Source organism: Naasia lichenicola (genome assembly GCF_004801885.1).
Classification (GTDB): domain Bacteria; phylum Actinomycetota; class Actinomycetes; order Actinomycetales; family Microbacteriaceae; genus Naasia; species Naasia lichenicola.
This window is the reverse complement of the sequence record NZ_SSSM01000003.1, coordinates 70084-91522: the sequence shown is the minus strand read 5'-3', so window position 1 is coordinate 91522 and position 21439 is coordinate 70084. Positions and strand designations below refer to the sequence as shown.

Annotated in this window: 22 protein-coding genes; 12 read left to right on the top strand and 10 right to left on the bottom strand. The window is 67.3% G+C overall.

Annotated elements, in window-relative coordinates; all coding sequences use genetic code 11:
* Window positions 1-21 precede the first annotated feature (21 nt).
* Window positions 22-975, top strand: a complete 954-nt coding sequence (locus E6C64_RS05635) for a VOC family protein (RefSeq protein ID WP_136426677.1) — start codon at window positions 22-24, stop codon at window positions 973-975.
* Window positions 976-1055: 80 nt separating this feature from the next.
* On the opposite strand, the gene E6C64_RS05630 is transcribed toward E6C64_RS05635, so the two are convergent.
* On the bottom strand, window positions 1056-1685 hold the full coding sequence (locus tag E6C64_RS05630) for an alpha/beta hydrolase (protein ID WP_158437755.1): 630 nt from the start codon (window positions 1683-1685) through the stop codon (window positions 1056-1058).
* A gap of 204 nt (window positions 1686-1889) precedes the next feature.
* On the opposite strand from E6C64_RS05630, the gene E6C64_RS05625 reads away from it, so the two are divergent.
* A complete protein-coding gene (locus tag E6C64_RS05625) occupies window positions 1890-2354 on the top strand; it encodes a GNAT family N-acetyltransferase (protein ID WP_158437754.1) in 465 nt (154 codons plus the stop codon).
* Window positions 2355-2572: 218 nt separating this feature from the next.
* On the opposite strand, the gene E6C64_RS05620 is transcribed toward E6C64_RS05625, so the two are convergent.
* Complete coding sequence (locus tag E6C64_RS05620; protein WP_136426674.1) at window positions 2573-2878, bottom strand: hypothetical protein; 306 nt, start codon at window positions 2876-2878, stop codon at window positions 2573-2575.
* A gap of 65 nt (window positions 2879-2943) precedes the next feature.
* Between E6C64_RS05620 and E6C64_RS05615 the strand changes: the two genes are divergently transcribed.
* The 4 genes from E6C64_RS05615 (at window position 2944) to E6C64_RS05600 (ending at window position 6207) form a co-directional block, all read left to right on the top strand.
* Window positions 2944-3516 carry a TetR/AcrR family transcriptional regulator gene (locus tag E6C64_RS05615; protein WP_136426673.1) on the top strand — a complete coding sequence of 191 codons (573 nt, stop codon included), beginning with the start codon at window positions 2944-2946 and terminating at the stop codon, window positions 3514-3516.
* A gap of 91 nt (window positions 3517-3607) precedes the next feature.
* The gene (locus E6C64_RS05610) at window positions 3608-4429 is read left to right on the top strand and encodes a helix-turn-helix domain-containing protein (RefSeq protein WP_158437753.1); all 822 of its coding nucleotides are present in this window, start codon (window positions 3608-3610) and stop codon (window positions 4427-4429) included.
* A 202-nt stretch (window positions 4430-4631) separates the two neighbouring features.
* Entirely contained in the window at window positions 4632-5345 is a 714-nt protein-coding gene (locus E6C64_RS05605; RefSeq protein WP_136427160.1) for an alpha/beta hydrolase, read from the top strand.
* 25 nt (window positions 5346-5370) lie between these two features.
* Complete coding sequence (locus tag E6C64_RS05600; protein WP_136426671.1) at window positions 5371-6207, top strand: alpha/beta fold hydrolase; 837 nt, start codon at window positions 5371-5373, stop codon at window positions 6205-6207.
* Window positions 6208-6363: 156 nt separating this feature from the next.
* On the opposite strand, the gene E6C64_RS05595 is transcribed toward E6C64_RS05600, so the two are convergent.
* Together E6C64_RS05595 and E6C64_RS05590 are read right to left on the bottom strand one after the other, a co-directional pair.
* On the bottom strand, window positions 6364-7029 hold the full coding sequence (locus E6C64_RS05595; RefSeq protein ID WP_233255489.1) for a response regulator transcription factor: 666 nt from the start codon (window positions 7027-7029) through the stop codon (window positions 6364-6366).
* Window positions 7026-8645, bottom strand: coding sequence for a sensor histidine kinase (locus tag E6C64_RS05590; RefSeq protein WP_158437752.1), 1620 nt, complete (start codon window positions 8643-8645; stop codon window positions 7026-7028). Before E6C64_RS05590 ends, E6C64_RS05595 begins: the two co-directional genes overlap by 4 nt.
* A 239-nt stretch (window positions 8646-8884) precedes the next feature.
* Between E6C64_RS05590 and E6C64_RS05585 the strand changes: the two genes are divergently transcribed.
* From E6C64_RS05585 to E6C64_RS05570, 4 genes are all read left to right on the top strand, one after another.
* Window positions 8885-9946: a TolB family protein gene (locus E6C64_RS05585; protein ID WP_158437751.1), complete on the top strand. Its 1062-nt coding sequence runs from the start codon at window positions 8885-8887 to the stop codon at window positions 9944-9946.
* 20 nt (window positions 9947-9966) lie between these two features.
* Window positions 9967-10800, top strand: a complete 834-nt coding sequence (locus tag E6C64_RS05580) for an SGNH/GDSL hydrolase family protein (RefSeq protein WP_158437750.1) — start codon at window positions 9967-9969, stop codon at window positions 10798-10800.
* A gap of 511 nt (window positions 10801-11311) precedes the next feature.
* Window positions 11312-11671, top strand: a complete 360-nt coding sequence (locus tag E6C64_RS05575) for a hypothetical protein (protein ID WP_136426667.1) — start codon at window positions 11312-11314, stop codon at window positions 11669-11671.
* 199 nt (window positions 11672-11870) lie between these two features.
* A complete protein-coding gene (locus tag E6C64_RS05570) occupies window positions 11871-12731 on the top strand; it encodes an SMP-30/gluconolactonase/LRE family protein (protein ID WP_136426666.1) in 861 nt (286 codons plus the stop codon).
* Between the two features lie 59 nt (window positions 12732-12790).
* On the opposite strand, the gene E6C64_RS05565 is transcribed toward E6C64_RS05570, so the two are convergent.
* The 6 genes from E6C64_RS05565 to E6C64_RS05540 all read right to left on the bottom strand — a co-directional run bounded on the left by E6C64_RS05565 (window position 12791) and on the right by E6C64_RS05540 (window position 19136).
* Window positions 12791-13798 carry an ABC transporter permease gene (locus tag E6C64_RS05565; RefSeq protein ID WP_136426665.1) on the bottom strand — a complete coding sequence of 336 codons (1008 nt, stop codon included), beginning with the start codon at window positions 13796-13798 and terminating at the stop codon, window positions 12791-12793.
* Window positions 13795-14793: an ABC transporter permease gene (locus E6C64_RS05560; protein WP_136426664.1), complete on the bottom strand. Its 999-nt coding sequence runs from the start codon at window positions 14791-14793 to the stop codon at window positions 13795-13797. Before E6C64_RS05560 ends, E6C64_RS05565 begins: the two co-directional genes overlap by 4 nt.
* Window positions 14790-16355, bottom strand: a complete 1566-nt coding sequence (locus tag E6C64_RS05555; protein ID WP_136426663.1) for an ATP-binding cassette domain-containing protein — start codon at window positions 16353-16355, stop codon at window positions 14790-14792. The genes E6C64_RS05560 and E6C64_RS05555 overlap by 4 nt, the downstream gene beginning before the upstream one ends.
* 36 nt (window positions 16356-16391) lie before the next feature.
* Window positions 16392-17528 (bottom strand): substrate-binding domain-containing protein, encoded by a 1137-nt coding sequence (locus tag E6C64_RS05550; protein WP_136426662.1) that lies wholly within the window; start codon window positions 17526-17528, stop codon window positions 16392-16394.
* Window positions 17529-17931: 403 nt separating this feature from the next.
* Window positions 17932-18690, bottom strand: a complete 759-nt coding sequence (locus E6C64_RS05545) for an SDR family NAD(P)-dependent oxidoreductase (protein ID WP_136426661.1) — start codon at window positions 18688-18690, stop codon at window positions 17932-17934.
* Complete coding sequence (locus E6C64_RS05540; protein WP_136426660.1) at window positions 18687-19136, bottom strand: GlcG/HbpS family heme-binding protein; 450 nt, start codon at window positions 19134-19136, stop codon at window positions 18687-18689. The genes E6C64_RS05545 and E6C64_RS05540 overlap by 4 nt, the downstream gene beginning before the upstream one ends.
* A gap of 160 nt (window positions 19137-19296) precedes the next feature.
* On the opposite strand from E6C64_RS05540, the gene E6C64_RS05535 reads away from it, so the two are divergent.
* Both E6C64_RS05535 and E6C64_RS05530 read left to right on the top strand, forming a co-directional pair.
* Window positions 19297-20922: a GMC family oxidoreductase gene (locus tag E6C64_RS05535; protein WP_136426659.1), complete on the top strand. Its 1626-nt coding sequence runs from the start codon at window positions 19297-19299 to the stop codon at window positions 20920-20922.
* On the top strand, window positions 20919-21398 hold the full coding sequence (locus E6C64_RS05530) for a gluconate 2-dehydrogenase subunit 3 family protein (RefSeq protein ID WP_158437749.1): 480 nt from the start codon (window positions 20919-20921) through the stop codon (window positions 21396-21398). Before E6C64_RS05535 ends, E6C64_RS05530 begins: the two co-directional genes overlap by 4 nt.
* Window positions 21399-21439 lie beyond the last annotated feature (41 nt).

Genomic DNA, 21439 nt, shown 5'->3' with positions numbered 1-21439 from the left:
CAATGATCACAGGAGATCCAGATGGCATTCATCGCCGGCTCGCACCACGTCACGCTCTCGGTGGGACACGCACAGGAGGACGTCGACTTCCACACCAAGGTCCTCGGCATGCGCTTCATCAAGAAGACCGTGCTGTACGACGGCTCGGCCCCGGTGTACCACCTCTACTACTCGAACGCCGCGGGGGATCCGTCCTCCGTGGTCACGACCTTCCCCTGGGCGCAGGCCGGGCTGTTCGGCACGCGCGGCACCAATCAGGCCCGCGAGGTGATGCTGTCCATCCCCGCAGGCTCGCTCGACTACTGGGCCAAGCGGCTCGACGAGCACGGGGTCGACCGGAGCTTCGAGGACGTCTTCGGGCAGCGGCGCATCAACTTCGCCCACCCGTGCGGGATCGAGTACGTCTTCGTCGAGAACGAGGACGATCCCCGCGTCGGCTTCACCGGCGGAGGCGTGCCGATCGAGAGCGCCATCCACGGGCTGAACGGCATCGGGATCCACGTCTACGACCAGGACCGGATGGTCGACTTCGGCAAGGAGGCGTTCTACGCCACGGGTGAGGTCTCGGAGGAGGGCGACCGGGTGAGATTCGCCGTCGGCGACGCGGGGCAGGGCAACTGGGTCGAGCTGACCGGCAACCGCACCGACGCGCAGGGCACCTGGCGCTACGGAGCGGGCGCGTACCACCACTTCGCCTGGAACCTGGACAACCTCGAGAACCAGAACGAGATCAAGTTCGACATCGAGGGCGCCGGCTACACGGACATCTCGGAGCTGAAGGACCGCACCTACTTCAAGTCGCACTACGTCCGCACGCCGGGCGGTGCGCTGTTCGAGCTGGCCGTCACGCACAACGAGGGCGGCTGGGACTGCGACGAGTCGCCGGAGGAGCTCGGCCGCGCCTTCATGCTGCCGCCGCAGTTCGAGTCCGAGCGTGAGGGCATCATGGCCAAGCTCGAGCCCATCGAGAGCTGAGCTGGTCCGTCCCGGGGATGACGCGGCATTGCTGCGTCGTCCCCGAACGCTCTCGGGTCTGTTCGAGGCTGGCAGGCTGCCTATGCCAGGAGCATCGTGGAGCCCAGCTCGACTGCGGCAGCGGTGATGCCGTGGTCCGATCCCGACTCGACGAGCAGCGTCACGGCGGCGCCTATCCGCCGCAGTTCGGCGTCCGTCTCCTGGGTGCGGGGAAGGGGCACCCACGGGTCCGCGTCGATGGTCCCGAGCAGGACAGGGGTGCCCGCGAGGTCCCCGGCGAACTCGACCGGGTCGGATGGGCGTCCGAGATAGCCGCCGGTGAAGAGCAGCACCCCCGCATAGCGTCGCGGCCGGGTGAGCAGGTGGTGAGCGAGCAGGCACGCGCCCTGCGAGAACCCCACCAGGGTGATGCGCTCTGCCGGGACACCGTCGTGCTCCAGGGTCGCGATCAGCGAGTCGATCGCCTCGAGCGCCAGCACGACCGCCGGGTCGTCCGCGGGCCGATCCATGAAGCGGTGTCCGTACCATTCCTGATCCGCGGCGGAGGGGACGATCCATCGCGACGACCGATCCTGCAGCCGGTCGCGCAGGTCGGCGATGAAGGACGGGTCCTGACCCCGGCCGTGCACGCCGATCACGACCGTGTCAGCATCCGCAGGGCCCAGCTGCAGGGGCGGGATCACGAGGTGCGGGTTGGCGGTGGGGGCCATGAGTGCGTCGTCCTCTTCGATGGCGCCGGGCAGTGCCTGAGGATACCAAGCGACAGTCGCTCTCCATGTCCTCATCCCGACCCACGTCCCTCGCCCGTCACACGGACCGCGACGTTTTGCCACAATGTCGAGATGCAGCCGTCCGTCCATATCGCCCGCCCAGAACGAACCGACGATGGCGCGTTCTGCGCTCGGATAGCTCAGATGGTGAACGCGGCATATGCCGTAGGCGAGGCGGGAATGTGGCGTCCGGACACCCCCCGGACGACCCCCGACGACATTGCCGAGCTGATCGCGGCCGGAGAGCTGCTGGTAGCCCACAGGCGCGGAGATGCGTTGGGGTGCGTTCGCGTTCAGCCTCTCGACGACGCGACCTGGGGCTTCGGAATGCTGGCGGTGGCTCCGGACAACCAGGGCGGGGGAACCGGAGGCGCCCTCGTCGATGCGGCGGAGGAGCACGCGCGAGAAGGAGGAGCGGCGACCATGCAGCTGGAGATCCTCACTCCGACGGATGCCGTGAACCCGAACAAGGCTCGGCTGCAGCGCTGGTACGCGGCCCGCGGATACGCACTCGACCGAAGCGATGCGGTCGAGGACCACCTTCCGGAGCTCGTCCCGCTGCTCGCTGGACCGTGCACCTACGACGTGTGGCGGAGAAGGCTCGCCTGAGGAAGGCGCTTCTGCACCTGCCGCGTTCTGCCAAGTCGGCGGTGACCCCGCAGATCTTCCGCGGCCGGGAAAGAGTCATCGTCAGGGTCGGTACTGCTCCCGCCCATCATGGGGATTCTCTGGAGGTGCGATCGGCCGATTCTGGACATCGAGAACGAGCCCCAGAGTGCCGGCGGCTCGTGCGGCCATGCGCGCGATGAGACGGATGATCCGCACAGCTATCCCTGCGCGGTAGGAGACGGGCTCGTCGTAGAGCCTTCTGCCGTGGCCCTCTGCTGTTCCGCCAGTTCGTCCATCGCCGCGATCTTCGGCGACCGAGTCATGCCCCAAACGCCCCAAGCGATGAGGACCCCACCCTGGACGATCGCTCCCCATGACGCAGCGCGCGGATCGTCGACCTGCCGCGACTCGGTGAAGAGGGATGCACCACCAAAGACGACGTCGAGTACTCCCAGCCCGATGAGGAGCATCGCCGTTGTGGTCGTCCAGCGGATGGTCTTCCGAAGAGCGGTGATCGTGTCCATGGATCCAGTCTCGTTCCGAAGGCTCGAAATGCAGTCCTTGCGCACGCAATAACTACGATGGCGGGATGGCGAGGTCTCGCGAGTTCGACGATGAGCTCCTGCGCGCGACGGCGCTCGGGTTCTTCTGGTCGTCCGGTTACGAGAAGACCTCCCTCGGGGAGATCTCCAAGGCGAGCGGCGTCGGGAACGGCAGCATCTACGCCGCCTACGGCAGCAAGCACGGCCTGTTCATGTCGATCTTCGAGTCCTACTGCGAGTCCCGAGTGCAGATCGTCACCCACGCCATGGCGACGGGCCGAGAGCCCATCGACTCCGTGCGGGAGTTCCTGGCCGTCGTCATCGCCGACTGCGCGAACCAGCCCGGCCGACGCGGATGCCTGCTCGTGAACACGATCTCCGAGTTCGGCAGCTCCAAGAGCGACGTCATGGCACTCGCCCGCCGCACCAACCTCGCCATGACGGACGTCATCGAGGACCGCATCCGCGGCGCGAAGTTCGCAGCGGAGCGGGAGCACACGGTCGCGGCCCAGATCCTCCTCGTGTCACAGGGCCTCATCAGCCTCAGCCGACTGAACACCCCCAGCCACGAGCTGACGGGCATCGCCGAGGCGTACTCGTCGACGCTCGACGCAGCGTGACCTGACGCATCGAGTCGGGGCGCCTGGGGTGCAGCCGTGAAGCTATTCTGGACCGAACGCTCCAGAAACCGCCTCGCGGCGGATGAGAGGGATGGTCATGGCCTCCGAATCGGCTGCGCTCGGCGAGTACCTTCGAGCGCGACGGGATGTCTGCCAGCCTGAAGAAGTCGGTCTGACTCGGGAGTCCGGCCGCCGCGTGCCGGGCTTGCGCAGGGATGAGGTCGCGATCCTGGCGAACATCAGCGCCGAGTACTACCTGCGGCTCGAGCAAGGCCGCGGAGCACGACCGTCGGACCAGGTCCTCCAAGCACTGGGCAGGGCACTCAACCTGGATGCCGAATCGCACGAGTACCTGTTCAAGCTGGCCAGCGGACAGCACACCCAGCCGTCGCTTCCCGCTCAGGACTCCGCAGATCGGATCGCGCAGATCCTCAGCCAGTGGACCCACACTCCCGCGTATGTCTCGGACAGCAATCGCGACATCGTCGCGGCGAACCCGCTCGCCACGGTCCTCGGGCACGGAGGACTGTCCGCCGGTCGCAACGTGGTCACGGACCTGTTCAACGATCGGATGAAGATCCAGCTCGCCGAGTGGGAGCCGATGACGAGGTCCGCACTCGCGAGCCTCCGTCGGGACGCCGATCCGTTCTCGCCGCGGTTGAAGGAGATCGTCGACGAGCTGTCCGGCGACGAGGACTTCGTCCGCATGTGGTCGCGCTACGACGTGTCGGGCGCTGAGGACGCTCGCATCTCCATGCAGATCGAAGGAGTCGGCCGCATCTCGATCGATCTGCAGAACCTGGCGGTCAGGAGCATGCCGGGATACCTGCTCACCGTCCTGTCCGCTCCTCCTCAGAGCATCGCGGCCCGTGTCTTCGGCAGCCTGCAGCGGTCGCTCGAAACCTCCGAGTAGCGGTCGTCGGCACCGCCCGCATCGCCTTCCGCCCTCGCTGCTCCCGGTCGCGAATGCCGCTCTGCCATTGATTGGATCCCGCGGATCTGGGTAGTACTACCGCGCCTACCCGGCCGGATGGCTGCGCCGATACTTTCTGGATCGTGGGCTCCACATGGGGCTCCATTCACTGCTCACGGCGCTCAATGTCAGGAGAACTCCCATTTCTGCCCCCACCATCGTGCTGATCCACGGTGCCTTCGCCGATTCGGCGAGCTTCGGCCCCGTGACACGTCAGCTGCTCGACGCCGGGTACACCGTGCGCGTCCCCGCAGTGCCCAACCGCAGCCTCCTCGGCGACTCGGCCTACATCCGCTCGGTGGTCGAGCAGATCGACGGTCCGGTCCTGCTCGTCGGCCACTCGTACGGCGGGGCGGTCATCACGGTGGCCGGCGCTGCGGACAACGTCGTCGGCCTCGTCTACCTCGCGGGCTACGCGCTCGCCGAGGGTGAGAGCCTCGGTCAGCTGCAGGGCGGCTTCCCCGACTCCGACCTCGCGGAGAACCTCGTCTACACGACGTTCCCGATCCAGGACGCCGAGCCGGGCACCGACGTGTCGGTCAAGATCGACGCGTTCCCCCAGGTGTTCGCCGCCGGCATCGACCCGGCCGAGGCCGAGGTGCTCGCCGTCTCCCAGCGTCCCCTCGCCGCCCTCGCGTTCAGCGAGACCGCGCCCGTTGCCGCATGGAAGACCAAGCCCGCTTGGGGCATCGTGTCGTCCTCCGACCACACCATCAACCCGGACGTCGAGCGCTTCGGCTACACGCGCGCAGGGTTGCGCAAGGTCATCGAGATCGATGCGCCGCATCTGGTCATGAGGTCCCACCCATCCGAGGTCGTCGCCTTCATCACCGACGCCATCGCCGAGCTCAGCTGATCAAGAGATAAAGAGAGAAGACACCATGACATTCATCACCACCGACGACGGCACGGAGATCTACTTCAGGGACTGGGGCAGCCGGGACGCGCAGCCCATCATGTTCCACCACGGCTGGCCTCTGTCCGCCGACGACTGGGACGCCCAGATGCTCTACTTCCACTCCCAGGGCTTCCGCGTCATCGCCAGCGACCGGCGAGGTCACGGCCGCTCGTCCCAGACGAGCATCGGGCACGACATGGATCACTACGCCAGTGACGCATCCGCCGTGGCCGAGCACCTCGACCTGCGCAACGCCATCCATATCGGTCACTCCACCGGCGGCGGCCAGGTCGCCCGCTACGTGGCTCGCCATGGTCAGCCGCAGGGTCGTGTTGCGAAAGCAGTGCTGGTCTCCGCGGTCCCGCCGATCATGGTCAAGTCCGACAGCAACCCGGAAGGGACACCTATCGAGGTGTTCGACGGGTTCCGCAGCGCGCTTGCCGCGAATCGCGCCGAGTTCTTCCAGGCCGTCGCCTCCGGCCCGTTCTACGGGTTCAATCGCGACGGCGCGACACCATCCCGGCCGGTCATCGACAACTGGTGGCGGCAGGGCATGATGGGCAGCGCTCTGGCTCACTACGAGGGCATCAAGGCGTTCTCGGAGACCGATCAGACCGACGACCTCAGGGCGATCTCCGTTCCCGTCCTGGTTCTCCAGGGCGACGACGACCAGGTCGTGCCATACAAGGACGCAGCCGTCAAGCAGGCCGAATTGCTCCAGAACGCGACCCTGAAGATCTACGAGGGGTACCCGCACGGCATGCTGACCACCCATGCTGACGTGATCAACCCCGACATCCTGGCGTTCATCCGGGGGTAGTGGTTCCGGTTCGGGGGGCCTCGGACATCGTTCGGGGCCTTCCGCTGTGCATCGGGGTCGGGTCGTTCGTCCGATTTCAGCGCGGGGACCGCCTGGCCGAGCGAACCCGGCACATCCTCGCGGGCCGCTGAAGATGGCGAACGCGCAGGACCGCGATCACTCGGACGCGCGCAGAAGCCGCAGCACGGCAAGCACGCGTCGGTGCTCTTCGCGGACGCTTTCGATGCGCAGTTTGGTCATGATGGCCGCGACGTGCGATTCGACGGTCTTGGGGCTGAGGACCAGGCGCCCCGCGATCCCGAGGTTCGAGCTGCCCTCCGCCATGAGCCTCAGCACCTCCCGCTCGCGGTCGGTGAGCCGCCGCAGGTCGGAGCGCGGATGCGCGGGGGAGACCAGTTGCGCCACGACCTCCGGATCGACGACGGTTCCTCCGCCCATCACGGTGCGGACGGCCCGCACGAGCATGTCGGCATCCGTCACTCGATCCTTCAGCAGATAGCCGGTGCCCGCACCGGCGGCCGTCGCGCGAATCGCGAGGGTGGGGCTGCCGTACATGGAGAGCAGCACGACACCGAGGTGGGAGCCCGACGCGCGCAGATCCTCCAGAGCCTTCAGGCCCTCATCGGTGTGGGTGGGCGGCATCCGGATGTCGAGGACGACCGCATCGACGTCCGATTCGCGGGTCAGCGTCTCCATCATCTCGGCGACGTCGCCTGCCACGGCGACCACGTCGCACCCGGCCGCGACCAGCACCTGCCGGATGCCCTCCCGGATGAGCAGCCCGTCGTCGACGACGAGCACTCGGGGATGTTCGCGGCTCACGCGGGCTCGTGCTCGAGCGACGGCACACTGGCCCGGATGATCGTGCCGCGTCCCACGGGCGACCACACGGTGAGCTCGCCGCCGACGGCCTCGATCCGGTCGGCGAGTCCCGCCAGCCCTCCGCCGGCGGCCGCGGTCGCACCTCCGATGCCATCGTCGGTGATCGTCAGGTGCAGCGGATGGCCGAGCTGCACCTCCACCGAGGCGCTCGTGGCTCCGGAGTGCTTGGCGATGTTGGTGAGCCCCTCGGCCACGCTGAAATACACCGTCGTCTCGGCGAGCTCGCTCGGCCGACCGTCGCCGACGACCGTCACCGACGTAGGGACCGGGCACCGCAGCGCCAACTCCTCGAGCGCTGCGTCCAGGCCTCCGTGATTCAGCACGGCGGGCGTGATGCCGCGCGCCAGCTCCCGCAGCTCGCGCCGTGCGAGGACGAGCTGCTCCGTCGCGGTCGCCAGCATGCGCGCGAGTTCCGGGTCGTCCGAGGATGCCGCCCGGCGGCTTGCGTTCTCGACGCTGAGCGCCGCGGTCAGCAGCAGCTGCTGCGCGCCGTCGTGCAGGTCGCGCTCGATCCTGCGTCGGGTGTCGTCCGCTGCGCCGACCAGCCGCTGGCGGGACTCGCGAACCTGCGCCAGGCTCCGCTCCAATTCGCCGGCCAGCCGGTCGTTCTCCGACGTCAGCCTGATCGACTCGGCGAGCGACGCGAGCAGGTCGCGCTTGGCCGCAGTGGCGGGATCGTGCGCGATGAGGGCGACCTCCTCACGGTCCGATGTCACCGCGAAGGCGCTGGCGGGGCGCGGCGTCACCGCACCGTCCGCATCCACCAAGCCGCGGCTGCCACTGCGCCACAGCACCTGGGCGCTGCGGTCGTCGAGCGCCTGACGCGTCAAGCGATCCCAGGTGGTCCGATCGATTCCGTCGCGTGCGGCGATCATGACGTCGGCCACGCGGGCGCGAGTCTGCGTCAGCTGAAAGAGCCCGGCCGCGTAGATGACGGCGATCGCCAGATGGGAGAGCGTCACCAGGTAGAACAGGACCGGGCTCGGGCGGCTGCCGCCGATGAATTCCGTGATCGCCAGGTAGAGCCAGGCGATGGCGAGCCCCAGGACGGCGACAGTCATCAGCAGGTTGATCGACTTCCACGGCTGAGTGCCCCGGATCCATCGGACTGCCACCGTGACGAGCAGCACGATCGCGACAAGCCCATGCCACTGCGCGGGCCACCAGGCGACGCGATAGTTCAGGTCGACGTCCGACACGAGCGCGAGCGGGTTCTCCGCGCACAGGCAGGCACGGTCGGCGGCCGGGTCGACGAAGAAGAGATGCACGACGATGTTGCTCAGATAGAGGAAGGCGGCCGCGGCGACGGCGATGCGACCCGGCCAGGATGTGACGCGCCCGGTCGGGTAGCCGACGACGGTCACGACGACGACCACGACATATCCCATCTGGAACCCGGCCAGCGGAACCCACCACCCCGATTCCCGCCCCAGTCCGTCGCTCATCGTCCCGAAGGTCCAGGTCAGTGCGGCGAACACCAGCAGCCACGGCATCGACTTGCTCGCGCCCCATCGTCGGGCTGCGATCGCCGCCAGGGCGAAGCCGATTCCGACCATGGCGTCGATGATGTATCCGCCGAGATTCGAGAACAGGTCGACGCCGACACTCGATACAGCCTGCGCCAGCAGTTGAGCGCCACGGCGACTACGACAGCCCCGCCGAGAAGGGTCGTTCCGATCCACGCGGGCGGGCGGACCGGAGGGGTGGGCATAAAGCATTGTGAGGCGCCTTCGACGTCGACGGAATGGGGAATACCCCGATTCCGGATGCGGTGAATGACTGCGATGGTCGTGCCATGACAGTCCGACCAGCGGGTCACTGGTTCGCAGTCGTCGTCGTCGCGCTGCTGATGTCCGGATGTGCTGGGGGCCCAGCGCCCTCGGCGCCAGTGGCGACTCCTACTTCGGGATCCGATCTGCCCGCCCAGCCATGGCTGCTCTACGAGTGGTACCCGGCGGGCGCCGACCAGAAGTCGCAGTTCATCGCCGGTGCGGATGGAAGCTCACCGGCCGAGATCACCGCCGACGTGGCGATCGGCGCCGAGAAGGTGCACAGCGACTGGTCGCCCGATGGCATGCGGATCGCGTTCGAAGCGCTCGGGCGTGACGACGTCGACAGCATCTGGATCGCCGATGCCGACGGATCGGACGCTGTCGAGGCGATCACCTGTGAGACCCCGGACTGCTTGCAGCAGGCATATCCGGCCTGGTCGCCGGACGGGAAGTCGATCCTGTTCCTCGGTGCCGACAAAACCGGGGACGTGTGGGGCAAGGTGAGGATCGAGGTCGTCGATCTCGACAGCAGAGATCGACGCACGCTGGTCGAGACGGCCGACGGGCTCAGTGCCTATTACACGCCGCGCTGGTCGCCCGACGGGACACGAGTCATCGCGCAGCACGAGACCTACTCCGAGGCGGAGGACCTCGAGATCGTGTCCAGCGAGATCGTGGTCATGCCGTCCGACGGCTCGGCGCCACCGACGCCTCTCACCGATGCCTCGCTCTTCGCCGGCCACGCCGATTGGAGTCCCGACGGGTCGACGATCGTGTTCGACTCCTTCGACCTGTCCGCTTTCTTCCCGGCCGCGCCAGGGGATTCGAACCTCTACCTGATGAACCCGGACGGCTCGAATCTGCGGCAGCTGACCGACCTCACCCTCGATGGCCTCGAGCGGATCGGCGAACCAGCTTGGACTCCGGATGGATCGCGGATCGTCGCGACCCGCGCTCCGCTCAGCCCGTCGGGCAAGGCCATCCAGAATGCGCTGATCGTGTACGTCGATCCGGTATCGGGTGAGATCAGCGAGACCGGCATCCAGGGTGCCGAGGTCAGACTGCAACCGGTCGTCTCGCCGTGATCCGCGTCATGCTGGTGGCTTTGCTGGCCATCACTCTCACCGGGTGCTCGGCGGGACCGAGAGCTCCGGCCACCGAGCCGGAGACGGCCAGCCTCGTGGTCCTCGGGGACTCGCTCTCCGGCGTCCCCGCACGTGCGTGCCCCGGGTGCACGGCCTATCCCGAGCTGTATGCGGAGTGGCTCGGCACCTCCGTGGGCGTCGAGGTCGAACTGCATGCGGACGCGGTTGACGGAGCCCAGCTCGCCGATGTTGCAGCCGCCGTAACTCGGCCCGAGGTGGTCGCTGATCTCGCGGGGGCCGACGTCGTTCTCGTCTGGGTCGGCAACAACGACGGCCCGCCGTACAACCCCGCTACGCCGTGCGGCCCCGTGCCCGGAGATTCCGCCAAAGCGCAGGCAATGGGTGTCGAGGGCTACGACGCGTCCTGCATCGAGGCCACGATGCGGCTCTACGGCCGGCGGTATGCGGGCCTCTTCGAGGCGGTGCACGACCTCAGTCCGGATGCGTCGGCTCGGTTCGCGCTGGCGACCTACGACAACTGGCGGGACAATCCCGCTTTCGTCGGAGACGCCTTCCCGCCGGAGCGACTGCAGGCCATCAACGACCTGGTGGTCCCGATCTACGACGCATGGAACGCGACCCAGTGCGCCTCCGCCGAGGCCAACGGGTTCGCCTGCATCGATACCTACCACCTGATCAACGGCATGGACGGACGCGAGCCGGTCACATCATCCGTTGGCCCCGACTTCACCCACCTCTCCCAGGCGGGCCACGAGGCGGTCGCGCACCTGCTCGAGTCGGTGGAGGTCAGCCTCGGCTGGGGCGATCGGAAATCTCGGAACTGCGCCGTGTGAATCGGGTGGCGGGACACCTTCGCGAGCGTCTGAGCGTCGGTAGCTCTCCATCGAGGCGACATCATCGGGGAGGTTGCAGAATCCGAAGGGCCTAGTCGTGTCGCGCCGACTGCACAGGGAACTCGAATGCATTCGCGCTGACCTCATTGCATGGGCCTCCAGCCGGGACGATCTAGGCCGACAATGTCCTGGTGACTGCGGCTGAGGAGACGAGCTCCGGACACTGCAGCGGCGAGCATACGGATCCGATGCCGATATCGTCGGCGATGTCGTTGCAATCGAGCGCTTGAACGCACTCGAGGCGCAGCGCCGGGTGAACGCTTCGGGTGTGGAGCAGACGAGAGCCGATGCCCTGGCCCTCGACAGTGAAACTCAGCCCGTCCTTCGGCCACCCCGGTGGCGCAGACGCTTGCTGGCGGCGGTGATCGCGCTCGGGTGTCTGGCGGGCGGCTCCATTGCAGTCGTGTCGCCGCTCGGTCACACCATCGGCGAGTCTCGAGAAGAGCGTGAGGTGGCAACGCTCCAAGCCGACTCCGACCTGGCGTGGCCGACCCAGCTGAGCTCCGGCTTCGCCCAGTCCTTCGGTCGGGTGCGCTATCAGGACTTTGCGGGTGTCACGGTGGTCTCACTTCGCACCGACGTCGGGGGGAGCAGCATCGCCTGCATCTACCTCCTCCTCGACGAGACGCAGGGAGCCTACGCAGGGGGCTGTGGATCGAGTGCTGTCACCGCCGAGACCGTTCTCGTCGTGACGGACTCGATGCCTGGCGCCCTCCAGCGCGAGCACCCATCTGGAACAGTGCTCAAGTTCCGGCTCGAGGAGAACCGAGTCGTCGTGAGCATCGGGCCACGATCCGAGTCCGCTCGATGAGCCGCTCCGGCCGACGTCGCTCGGTGACGACCTCCAGCTCGTATGATTGTTATACAAGTGTTGAGCCAATGGAGGTTCCGTGAGCTATTCGCTGCCCGCTCCCGCAGGTCCCGCGACGGCGACCGATTCGGTCACCTGCTTGGAATCGGGAGAGCCAGTCCTAGAGATCATCGACCCCCGCTTCCGCGAATGCATCGACATGACGGCCGAACTAGAGAAGCTCCATGGCGGCATGCGTTGGGCGGAGGGGCCCGTCTACTTCGCCGATCAGCACGCGCTGGTCTTCAGCGACATCCCTAATGAGCGGATCCTGCGCTACGACGAGGTCTCCGGCGCCGTCACTCTGTTCCGCGGTACGTCGAACAACGCCAATGGCAATACTCGGGACCGCGAGGGACGGCTCATCACATGCGAGCAGGGTGTCGGCCGGGTGACGCGCACCGAGCCCGACGGCTCGATCACCGTGCTCGCCGACTCGTTCCGGGGAGGCAGGCTCAACGCGCCGAACGACGTGGTGGTGAAGTCGGACGGCACCATCTGGTTCACCGATCCGTCGTACGGAATCGCGACCCACTTCGTGGGTACCCCGCGCGAAAAGGAGCAGGAAGTCGATGGCGTCTACCGACTCGACCCGGTGACCGGGGCGCTCGACCGCATCGCGGAGGACTTCTGGAAGCCGAACGGACTGGCCTTCTCTCCAGACGAATCGAAGCTCTACATCGTGGATTCCGGCTACCTGCCTGACCCCGCCGGCCCGCGTTATGTACGAGTCTTCGATGTGGATACGAATAACGCGATCTCGGGCGGCGACGTGCTGACCGAGGTGAAGCCGGGCATTCCCGACGGACTGCGTGTCGACGACGCAGGTCGGCTGTGGATCGGCGCGGGTGATGGCGTGCACTGCGTACATCCTGACGGCACCTTGCTCGGCAAGGTCCGTGTTCCCGAGGCGGCGGCCAACCTCGCCTTCGGCGGCCCCAAGCGCAACCGTCTCTACATCGCGGCGACGACCTCGCTGTACGCGATCTTCCTCAACACGATCGGCATCCAGCGCCCCTGACCGCGACGACGAAGGCTCCGCCGGAGCGATCCGGCGGAGCCTTCGTACGCGTGCCGCGACTAGCGGCGCGCGAGCGGGTTGCGTGAGAGTGCGAGCACCAGCACGATGAGCGCGCCCTGGATGATGAACTGCCAGCCGCCGCTGAGGCGAGTGATGTTCGCCAGGGTGGTGAGCAGGGTAAGCAGCACAGCACCGGCCCAGAGGCCTGAAATGATGCCCCGACCGCCCGCGATCAGGGAGCCGCCGAGCACCACGACGGCGATCGACGCGAGCTGGTAGCTCGTGCCGAGGCCGAGCGACGGACCTCCGCTGTAGGCCGCGAGGAAGACCCCGGCCAGTCCGGCCATGCCGCCAGACAGCACGTAGGCGGAGGCGCGGATGAGCGCCGGACGGGCGTTCGCGAAGCTCGCCGCGACCGGCTTCTGCCCGACCGCCTCGATCCGACGGCCGTAGCTGGTGCGCTTGAGGATCACCGCGAACGCGACGGCGATGACGATGCCGACGATGCCGAAGATCGGGAAGGGGCCGATCTGAGCTGTGGTGAAGTCGGAGAGTGCGGGGCTGGCGACGCCGACGACGCTGCCCGAATAAATGAGCGTGATCGTCTGCAGTGCGAAGCCGACGGCCAGGGTTCCGACGAGCGGCGGCATGCCGACGAACTCGATGAGTGCTGCGCTCACGGCACCAGCGACCACACCAGCGATCACCGCGACGATGATGCCGGTCGCGATGTTCGCGTCGTTGCCCGCCATGATCTGGCAGGCAAGGAAAGCGCTGAGGGTCATCACATACGACACGGAGAGGTCGATGCCGCCGTTGCCGACCGTGATGACGAAGAGCTGGCCGATCCCGACGATGACGAGGAACGTGGCGATGATGATGCCGGCGCTGATCGTCTCGACCAGGCCGCGGCCGGCGATGGCGCCAATCGCAAGCCAGATGGCGATCATGCCGACGAAGGCGGGCAGCGCGGGGTGCTTGAGCACCCGGAGCGCGACCGTGCCGGCGGTGCGGTTCGTCGTCGGCGCGGAGAGCGTGGTCTCCGGCCGCGTCTCGAGGTTGGTCACAGCGTCCTCCGCACCTTCTGAATCCAATTGACGAGTGCGCGCAGCACCAGGACGAGCACGAGCACGAGGCCCTGCGCCGCGGCCTGGAAGCTCGATTGCACACCGATGAACTGCAGCAGTGAGCCAAGCAGCCCGACCACGAGTGCACCGGCCACTGCACCGACGGCCGAGACCTCGCCACCCTTGAAGCTGCCGCCGCCCACAATCACTCCGGCGATGCTCAGCAGCACGTAGCTCTGGGCGATGTATGGGTCGCCGCCGCCAGTTTGCCCGCTGAGGTAGAGACCCGACAGCAACCCGAATACGGCCGCCAGGACGTAGAGGCTGACCTTCGCGCGGATGACCGACCATCCGGCCCGACGCACGCCTTCGGCGTTCGAGCCCGATCCGCGGAGTACCGCGCCGTACTTGCTGCGGCTGAGGAACAGGGCGACTGCCACCGTCACGACGGTCAGCACAATGATGACGCCCGGCACGACCTGCGGGTTGAAGCGCACGAAGCTGACTATGCCCTCGGGGACGACGCCTCCTGGAGTCGGAAGGATGAGGATGGCAACCCCCAGCCAGACGAAGGACATGCCGAGGGTGACGACGATCGACGGGAGCCCGCGCACCGCGATCAGCACACCCATCGCCGCGTAGGCGACGACCATGCCGATCAGGAACAGGATGCCGGCGACCGGACTGTCTGGGATGATCACGGCGATCACCACGTTGGCGAGCCCGATGAACGAGCCGATGCCGAGGTCGATGTCGCCCGCGGCGATGATGAACATCTGGGCGAGGACGGCGAAGATCAGCGGGATGAGGGGCGCCAGCACCAGGTTGAGGCCGGTTGGCGACGCGACGAGGGGTCGGAGTGCGACCATCAGTCCGAAGATGATCACCGCCGCCAGAGTCGGAAGGAACCAGGGGCCGAACGCGGTGCCCAGGCGCTCGCGAGCCGCCTGGCCCAGGGAGCGGGGTGGCTCGGTGACGGGCTGGGTGGTCGTCATCGGACGGCTCCCTCGAGGTCGATGGGGGCGACGTCCTGTCCGCCGAAGGACAGCGCGATCACGGCGTCCTCGGTGGCATCCGCACCCGTGATGGTGGCGACGATCTTGCCTACGCGGAAGACGAAGACGCGGTCGCAGTTGCGCAGCTCTTCATTCTCCGTCGAGTACCAGACGATGGTCTGGCCCTCTGCTGCCTGGCCGCGGAGCAGTTCGTAGACCTCGCTCTTGGTGGCCTGGTCGACGCCGCGGGTGGGGTCCTCGAGCAGGAGGAGATCGGAGCCGACCGCCATGGCGCGGGCCATCAGCGCCTTCTGCTGGGTTCCGCCGCTGAGGCTCGTGATGGGGTCGGTGGACTGGCCCTTGATGCCGAGCCGTGAGTACCACTCGTGCACGAGCGCGGCCTCGGCCTTGGGCTTGACCAGGCCGCCGGCGGTGAGCTTGCCGAGGCTGGAGAAGCTGATGTTGGTGGCGACGTCCCAGAGCGGGAAGATGCCGCGTACGCCGCGATCACCGCTGACGTACGCGCTGTCGCCGGTCACGGAGACGGCGTGGTGGGCGGTCCGCCGCGGTGCTCTGACGGCGCCCGAGCGTCGAGCCGACGCGCGGTAGACGGCCTCGAGGGCGAGCAGCTGTCCGTGGCCTTCGAGCCCGGCGAAGCCGATGATCTCGCCCTTTCGGATCTCGAAGACTTCGGAGGCGCCGTCGTCGCCTGGCTGCTCGAGCCGCACGATCACCTCGCTCGCAGTGGTGGGGCGGGCGTCCGTGGTGGTCACGGTCGAGCTGTCCGCGATGGGAGCGACTCGTGAGCTCTCATGAGCTGCAAGCCCCATCGCGGTGACGATCGACTCCTTGGTCGCGCCTTCCGCGCGCTGCTCGCTGAGCACCTGGCCGTCGCGCATCACGTAGATCCGCGAAAGGTTGTCGATCATCTCGTGCAGGCGGTGGGTGGTGATGATGACCGATACCCCCTCGGCCGCGCGCTTCTTCAGGTAGGCGTAGAAGCTTGCGGTCGAGGCAGCGTCGAGCGAAGAGGTTGGCTCGTCGAGGATGACGAGCGCGGGTCGCACGGTGCTGTCGATCATGGTGCTCGCGCACTCGATCATCTGGCGGCGGGCTATGGACAGTTCGCTGATCTTGGCGTCCTTGCGGATACCGTGACCGGGGAACATCTCGTCGAGCACCGTGCGGAGGTTGTGCCACGCGGTGCTGCGCCAAGACAGTCCCCGCGCGGAGTGATCGAAGATCGCGGCGGTCTCGTCGACGCGGAGGCTCGCGCACAGCGAGAGCTCCTGGTAGACGGTGCGCACCCCGAGCTTCTCGGGGTGCGCGACCGTTGTATCGGCGGATCGCGCGATGCCGTTGACCGTGACCGTCCCTGAGTCGCCCGCGATGGTGCCGTTGACGACCTTAAGGATCGTGCTCTTACCGGCGCCGTTGTGACCTGCGATTCCGATGAGCTCGCCTCGCCTCACCGTGAACGACGCGTCGTTCACGGCAAGGGTCGAGCCGAATCTCTTCGAGACGCCCTGGACTACCAGGGTGTCGGGGGACTGGTCTGACATCGCGCTCTTCCTATCCGCTTCCTTGGGGTGCTGCGATCAGCTGGTCGGTGGCAGCGGCTCGTCCTGGAGTACTGGGTCTCCGTCGATGGCCGACTTGACGTACGACTGCGCCTGCTCGAGCGTCGTCGGGTTTTCAGCAATCTGGGTGTAGTCCAGCGCATCGGCCCATGCGTCCCGGTTCTCTTCGGGGATGATCAGGAGCGGTGCGTAGACCGTCTTGTCCGGGAGGGTCGAGGCGTCGTTCTGGTCGTTGATCAGCATCCACGACAGCCAGAGCGCTGTCGAGGAGATGCTGGGCTGAGATGAGATCGACATCGTCTTGTAGTCGGGATTCTCCTGTGCGACCTTGACCCAGCCTTCCAGGCCCTGGCCTGAGTTGCCCTGGATTATCACGGGCAGCGGGGAGGTGCCGGCCTGCAGGAACGCGTCGAGTGTGCCGCCGCCGTCATTGCCCTCGGTGAGCACGCCGTCGACCTGGGGGAGCGAGGGGAGGATCTTGGCGACCTCCTGCTGCGCGGTGGACTCGGTGAACTCGCCGTAGACCTCGCCGACGATCTTCATATCGGGGTACTTCGACAGCACCGAGGTTGCGCCGCGGTAGATGTCGTCGTCCACGGTGATGCCCGCGATGCCGCGGACGAACAGCACGTTGCCCTTGCCGCCGAGCTGGTCGGCCAGGAACTGGGCCTCCACCTCGCCGTAGGTCTCGTAGTCGAATGCGACCTTGTAGGCGCAGTCGGCCGTGGCGAGCGAATCGAAGACGACGACTGTGACGCCCACGTCGCACGCCTCCTGGATCGCGCCGTTGAGGGCGGTCGGCGAGGCGGCGTCGATGATGATGGCGTCGTAGCCCTCGAGCACAAGCGACTGGATCTGCTGCGCCTGCTGCGGCGCGGATCCGTCGGAGTTGACGACCTTGAAGTCGCTCACGTAGTCGGGGTTGGCCTTTGCGGTCGCCTCGAAGCTGGCCTCCATCTGCTTGCGCCAGATGTTGCCGTTGAAGTAGTTGCTCAGTGCGATCTTGATGGGCTTGACGCCGTCAGTACCTGTGTCGCCGGTGGATCCGGCGTCGGTGCCGCTGTTGGAGCAGCCGGTCAGAACCGCCGCGGCGGCAACTATCAGCGCACCGATGGCGAGCCGACGGCGGTACGCCGTGCGAAGGGGGATCATCATTTCTCGTGTCTCCTCGTTGAGTGGAACTGTGATTGGTGCAGGGCCTGGGCCCGGGGAGAACCGTCCCGCCGGTCGGGATGCGATCGGCGGTTCGGACGGTGATCGGCGCGTGGGCCGCTCAGGGAGCCGGTGCGCTCGACGAGGGATCGCCTCGATGAGCGGGTGTCGGCGGGGGCGAGGACTCGGAGACCTCGACGACTCCGTCGGGTCCGAGAGACCTCTCGGAGGCGGTGTGCATGCGCGGTGCGAACGCACCGTCCGAGGACGGGAAAGCTCGACTGAATCGCATGCTCACCTCATTGTAAGATTGTCGGACAACCGACGTGACAAAGCTATACACATCGCTCGACTCGGCGCAACCGATCCGACGCGAGTCGTCAATCGGAGGCGCCGGAGCCGCGTGCTAGGACGCGCCCCCGTCCACGACCAGGGCGTGCCCGGTGACGAAGGATGACGCTTCAGAGGCGAGGAACACGAAGGCTTCGGCGATCTCGTCGGAGCGTCCCTGCCGCTGCAGCGGCACACCAGCGCGCACGGCGGCGTTCTGCGCTTCACGGCCGCCCATGTGCGACACGATCGGGTCGTTGAACGGGGTGTCGACCCAGCCGGGCGCCACGCAGTTCACCCGGATGCCCTCGGGTCCGAGCTCCGAGGCGAGGGTGCGGGTGAATGCGATGATCGCGCCCTTGGACGCCGAGTATCCCGCGAGCCCTGCAGGAGCTTTGAAGCCGCCGACCGACGCCATGTTGACGATGGCCGGCGCAACGCCGTCGCGCAGGTAGGGCACGCCATACTTCGCCGCGAGGAAGCATGATCGCGCATTCACCGACATGTGCAGATCCCAATCGGACTCGGCCATCTCGGTGATGGGCGACGAGCGCTGGATGCCGGCGTTGTTGGCAATGACGTCGATGCCGCCCATGAGCTCGGATGCCGAGCGGAAGAGCTCCTGCATCGCAGCGCCGTCGGAGACGTCGGTCTGGATGAACCATGCCCGTCCACCGGCCGCGACGATGCGCTCCGCCGTCGCCGATGCCCGCGGATCGATGTCGCCGATCACGATGGACGCGCCTTCCGCGGCGAATAGCGTGGCGGCTGCTGCGCCGATGTTGGCCGCGGCGCCCGTCAGGACAACGCGCCGTCCGGCCATTCGGCCGCTCATCGGTTCCAGCTCTCGAACAATTCAACGGCTGCCGAGACGATCGCCTCGTCCTCGTCGAGCGAGCCGCCGCTGGCGCCGACCGCTCCGAGGACCTCGCCGTCGACGATCAGCGGGTAGCCGCCGCCGAACGTGATCAGACCCCGTGTCGAGCCGTGGGCCAGCCCGGCAAAGGGGCCGTCAGGGGCGGTGGCCGCCGAGAGGGCCCCGGATGGCTGGCGCAGCGATGCAGCCGTGAACGCCTTGGCGGTGGCCACTTCGCCGGTGAGAACAGGAGCCCGATCCTGTCGGCCGAAGGCCACGATCTCGCGGCTGACGTCGAGGACGGCCACACTGGCCGGGACGCCGATCTCGGTCGCCCGGGAGAGCGCTGCGTCAAGCAGGAGGCGCGCTTCGTCATAGCTGAGCACCCGGGCGGTTCGCGCTGCGGGTGGGGTGTTCGTCGTCATCGACGTCCTTTCTCGGGGCCTGGACGGGCGCTTCGAGATGAGGCGCCCGTGCCGTTGACCTGTGACAGTTTTTCGTCATACGATCGTACAGAAGACGAGCCGGGCGGCAACGCCCCTCATATTCTTCTCAGAAAAGCTCTCGAACGAAGGTGTTCATCAGATGCAGCATTCCGCAGCCTCCGAAAAGGCCGACGTCGTCATCGTCGGGGCCGGACCGGCAGGAGCCGTCGCGGCACGGAAATTCGTCGAAGACGGCTACCGGGTCGTCTGCATCGAGCAAGGCGATTGGCCGGATTACACCGAATCCCACGTCGCCGACGAATATCTCGAGCTCAGCGCAGGCAAGCAGTGGAACCCTCAGCCCTCGGTGCGGCAGGCATTCAGCGACTACCCGATCGATACGACCGAATCGGATGTGGAGCCGTTGATCTGGAACGGCGTGGGCGGCAGCACGGTGATGTACGCGGGCATCTGGATGCGGCTGATGCCATCCGACTTCCGCGTGCGCAGCCTCGACGGCGTCGCCGACGACTGGCCGCTCAGCTATGAGGACCTGGCGCCGTACTACGAGCAGATCGAGCGCGACTTCGGCGTCTCCGGGTACCCGGGCGACCCCGCCTTCCCCGACATCGACGCCTATCCGATGAAGCCCGCCCCGATCGGTGCGGCCGGCCGGATGATGGCGGAGGCGCATAACCGCCTCGGCTGGCACTGGTGGCCGGGCAGCAACGCCATCGCCACCGAGGACTACCGAAACCAGGGTGCCTGCGTGCAGCGCGGAGCCTGCATGTGGGGCTGCATCAACAAGTCCAAGGCGTCGCCCGACGTCACCCACTGGCCCGATCTGCTGAATCAGGGCGTCCGGCTCGTCACCCGAGCGACCGCACAGGAGATCGAGACCGATTCGCGGGGTCTCGCAACCGCGGTCGTCTATGTGGACGGCGACGGAGTCACCCGTCGCCAGGAAGCCGACCTGGTCGTGCTCGCCGCCAACGGACTCGGCACCCCCCGCCTGCTCCAGCTCTCCACGAGCAAGCGGTTCCCGAACGGCCTGGCCAACGGCTCGGGAATGGTGGGCAAGCGCCTGATGATGCACCCGTTCGCCACCGTCGTCGGAGTCTTCGACGAGAAGCTCGACCCGTGGAAGAGCGTCTGGGGGCAGCCGATCTACTCGCTCGAGTTCTACGAGACGGTCAAGGAGCGCGGCTTCGTTCGCGGCGCGAAGTGGAACGTCACCCCGACCGGTGGTCCGCAGTCGATGACCGCCGCATTCCCATGGGGCGGAAAGTCGATCTGGGGCGAGCGCTTCCACGAGACCGTGCGCGAGCGCCTCGGCCACTCCCTCGCCTGGGGGATCGTGGCCGAGGACCTTCCCGAGGAGCACAACCGGGTCGAGCTCGACCACTCGACCCGCGACGGCTCGGGCCTGCCCGGCGTCAAGATGATCTACCGCACCTCGAAGAATACGAAGGATCTGCTCGCCTTCAACGTGGACCGCGCCGCCGAGTCGCTGCGCGAGGCAGGCGCGTCCCAGACCATCGTCGCCCCCATGATCCGCGAGACCGGCTGGCACATCCTCGGCACTGCGACGATGGGTAACGATCCCGGATCCTCCGTCGTGGACGGCTACGGCCGCGCCCACGAGGTGCCGAATCTGATCATCGTCGACGGGAGCACCTGGCCCACCTCATCGGGCATGAACCCGACCCCCACCATCGCGGCGTTCTCGCTCCGCGCTGCCGAGCACGCCGTCGCCCAGCGCGGCAGTCAGGCGGTGGCCTCGTGACCGCCGTCTCCCTCGGCTTCACCGACTCCGCCCGCGACGCGCTTCCGGACCTGCTGCGCGCCGATGAGCGTGCGTCGCTGGCCGCAGTCGCCGACCTGCTCATCCCGCACACGGACCAGATGCCCAGCGGCTCGGAGGCCGACGTGCAGGGCGAGTTCATCGATCGCGTGCTCTCTGTGCGCCCCGACCTGCTCGACGCCGTGCGTACCGGTCTGGCCCAGGTCGAGGAGCCTCTGCCGGCCGACTTCGCCGAGCTCGACGCCCGGGGTCTTTCGGGGCTCCGCGCGCTCGCCGAAGCCGTCACTGCCGCCTACTTCTTGAACCCCGACGTCGCGAAGCTTGTCGGCTACCGCAAACGGTCCGCCATCCCGATCCGCTTCGACGAAGACCTCGACGACCTGGTCGCCAGTGTCACAGGTCGCGGACCCATCTACCGCCCGACCCCCGGTCTGGGCCCATCCCATGCAAACTCCTGACCCCTACAACTGCTTCCACACCGATCCACGACCGCACCACG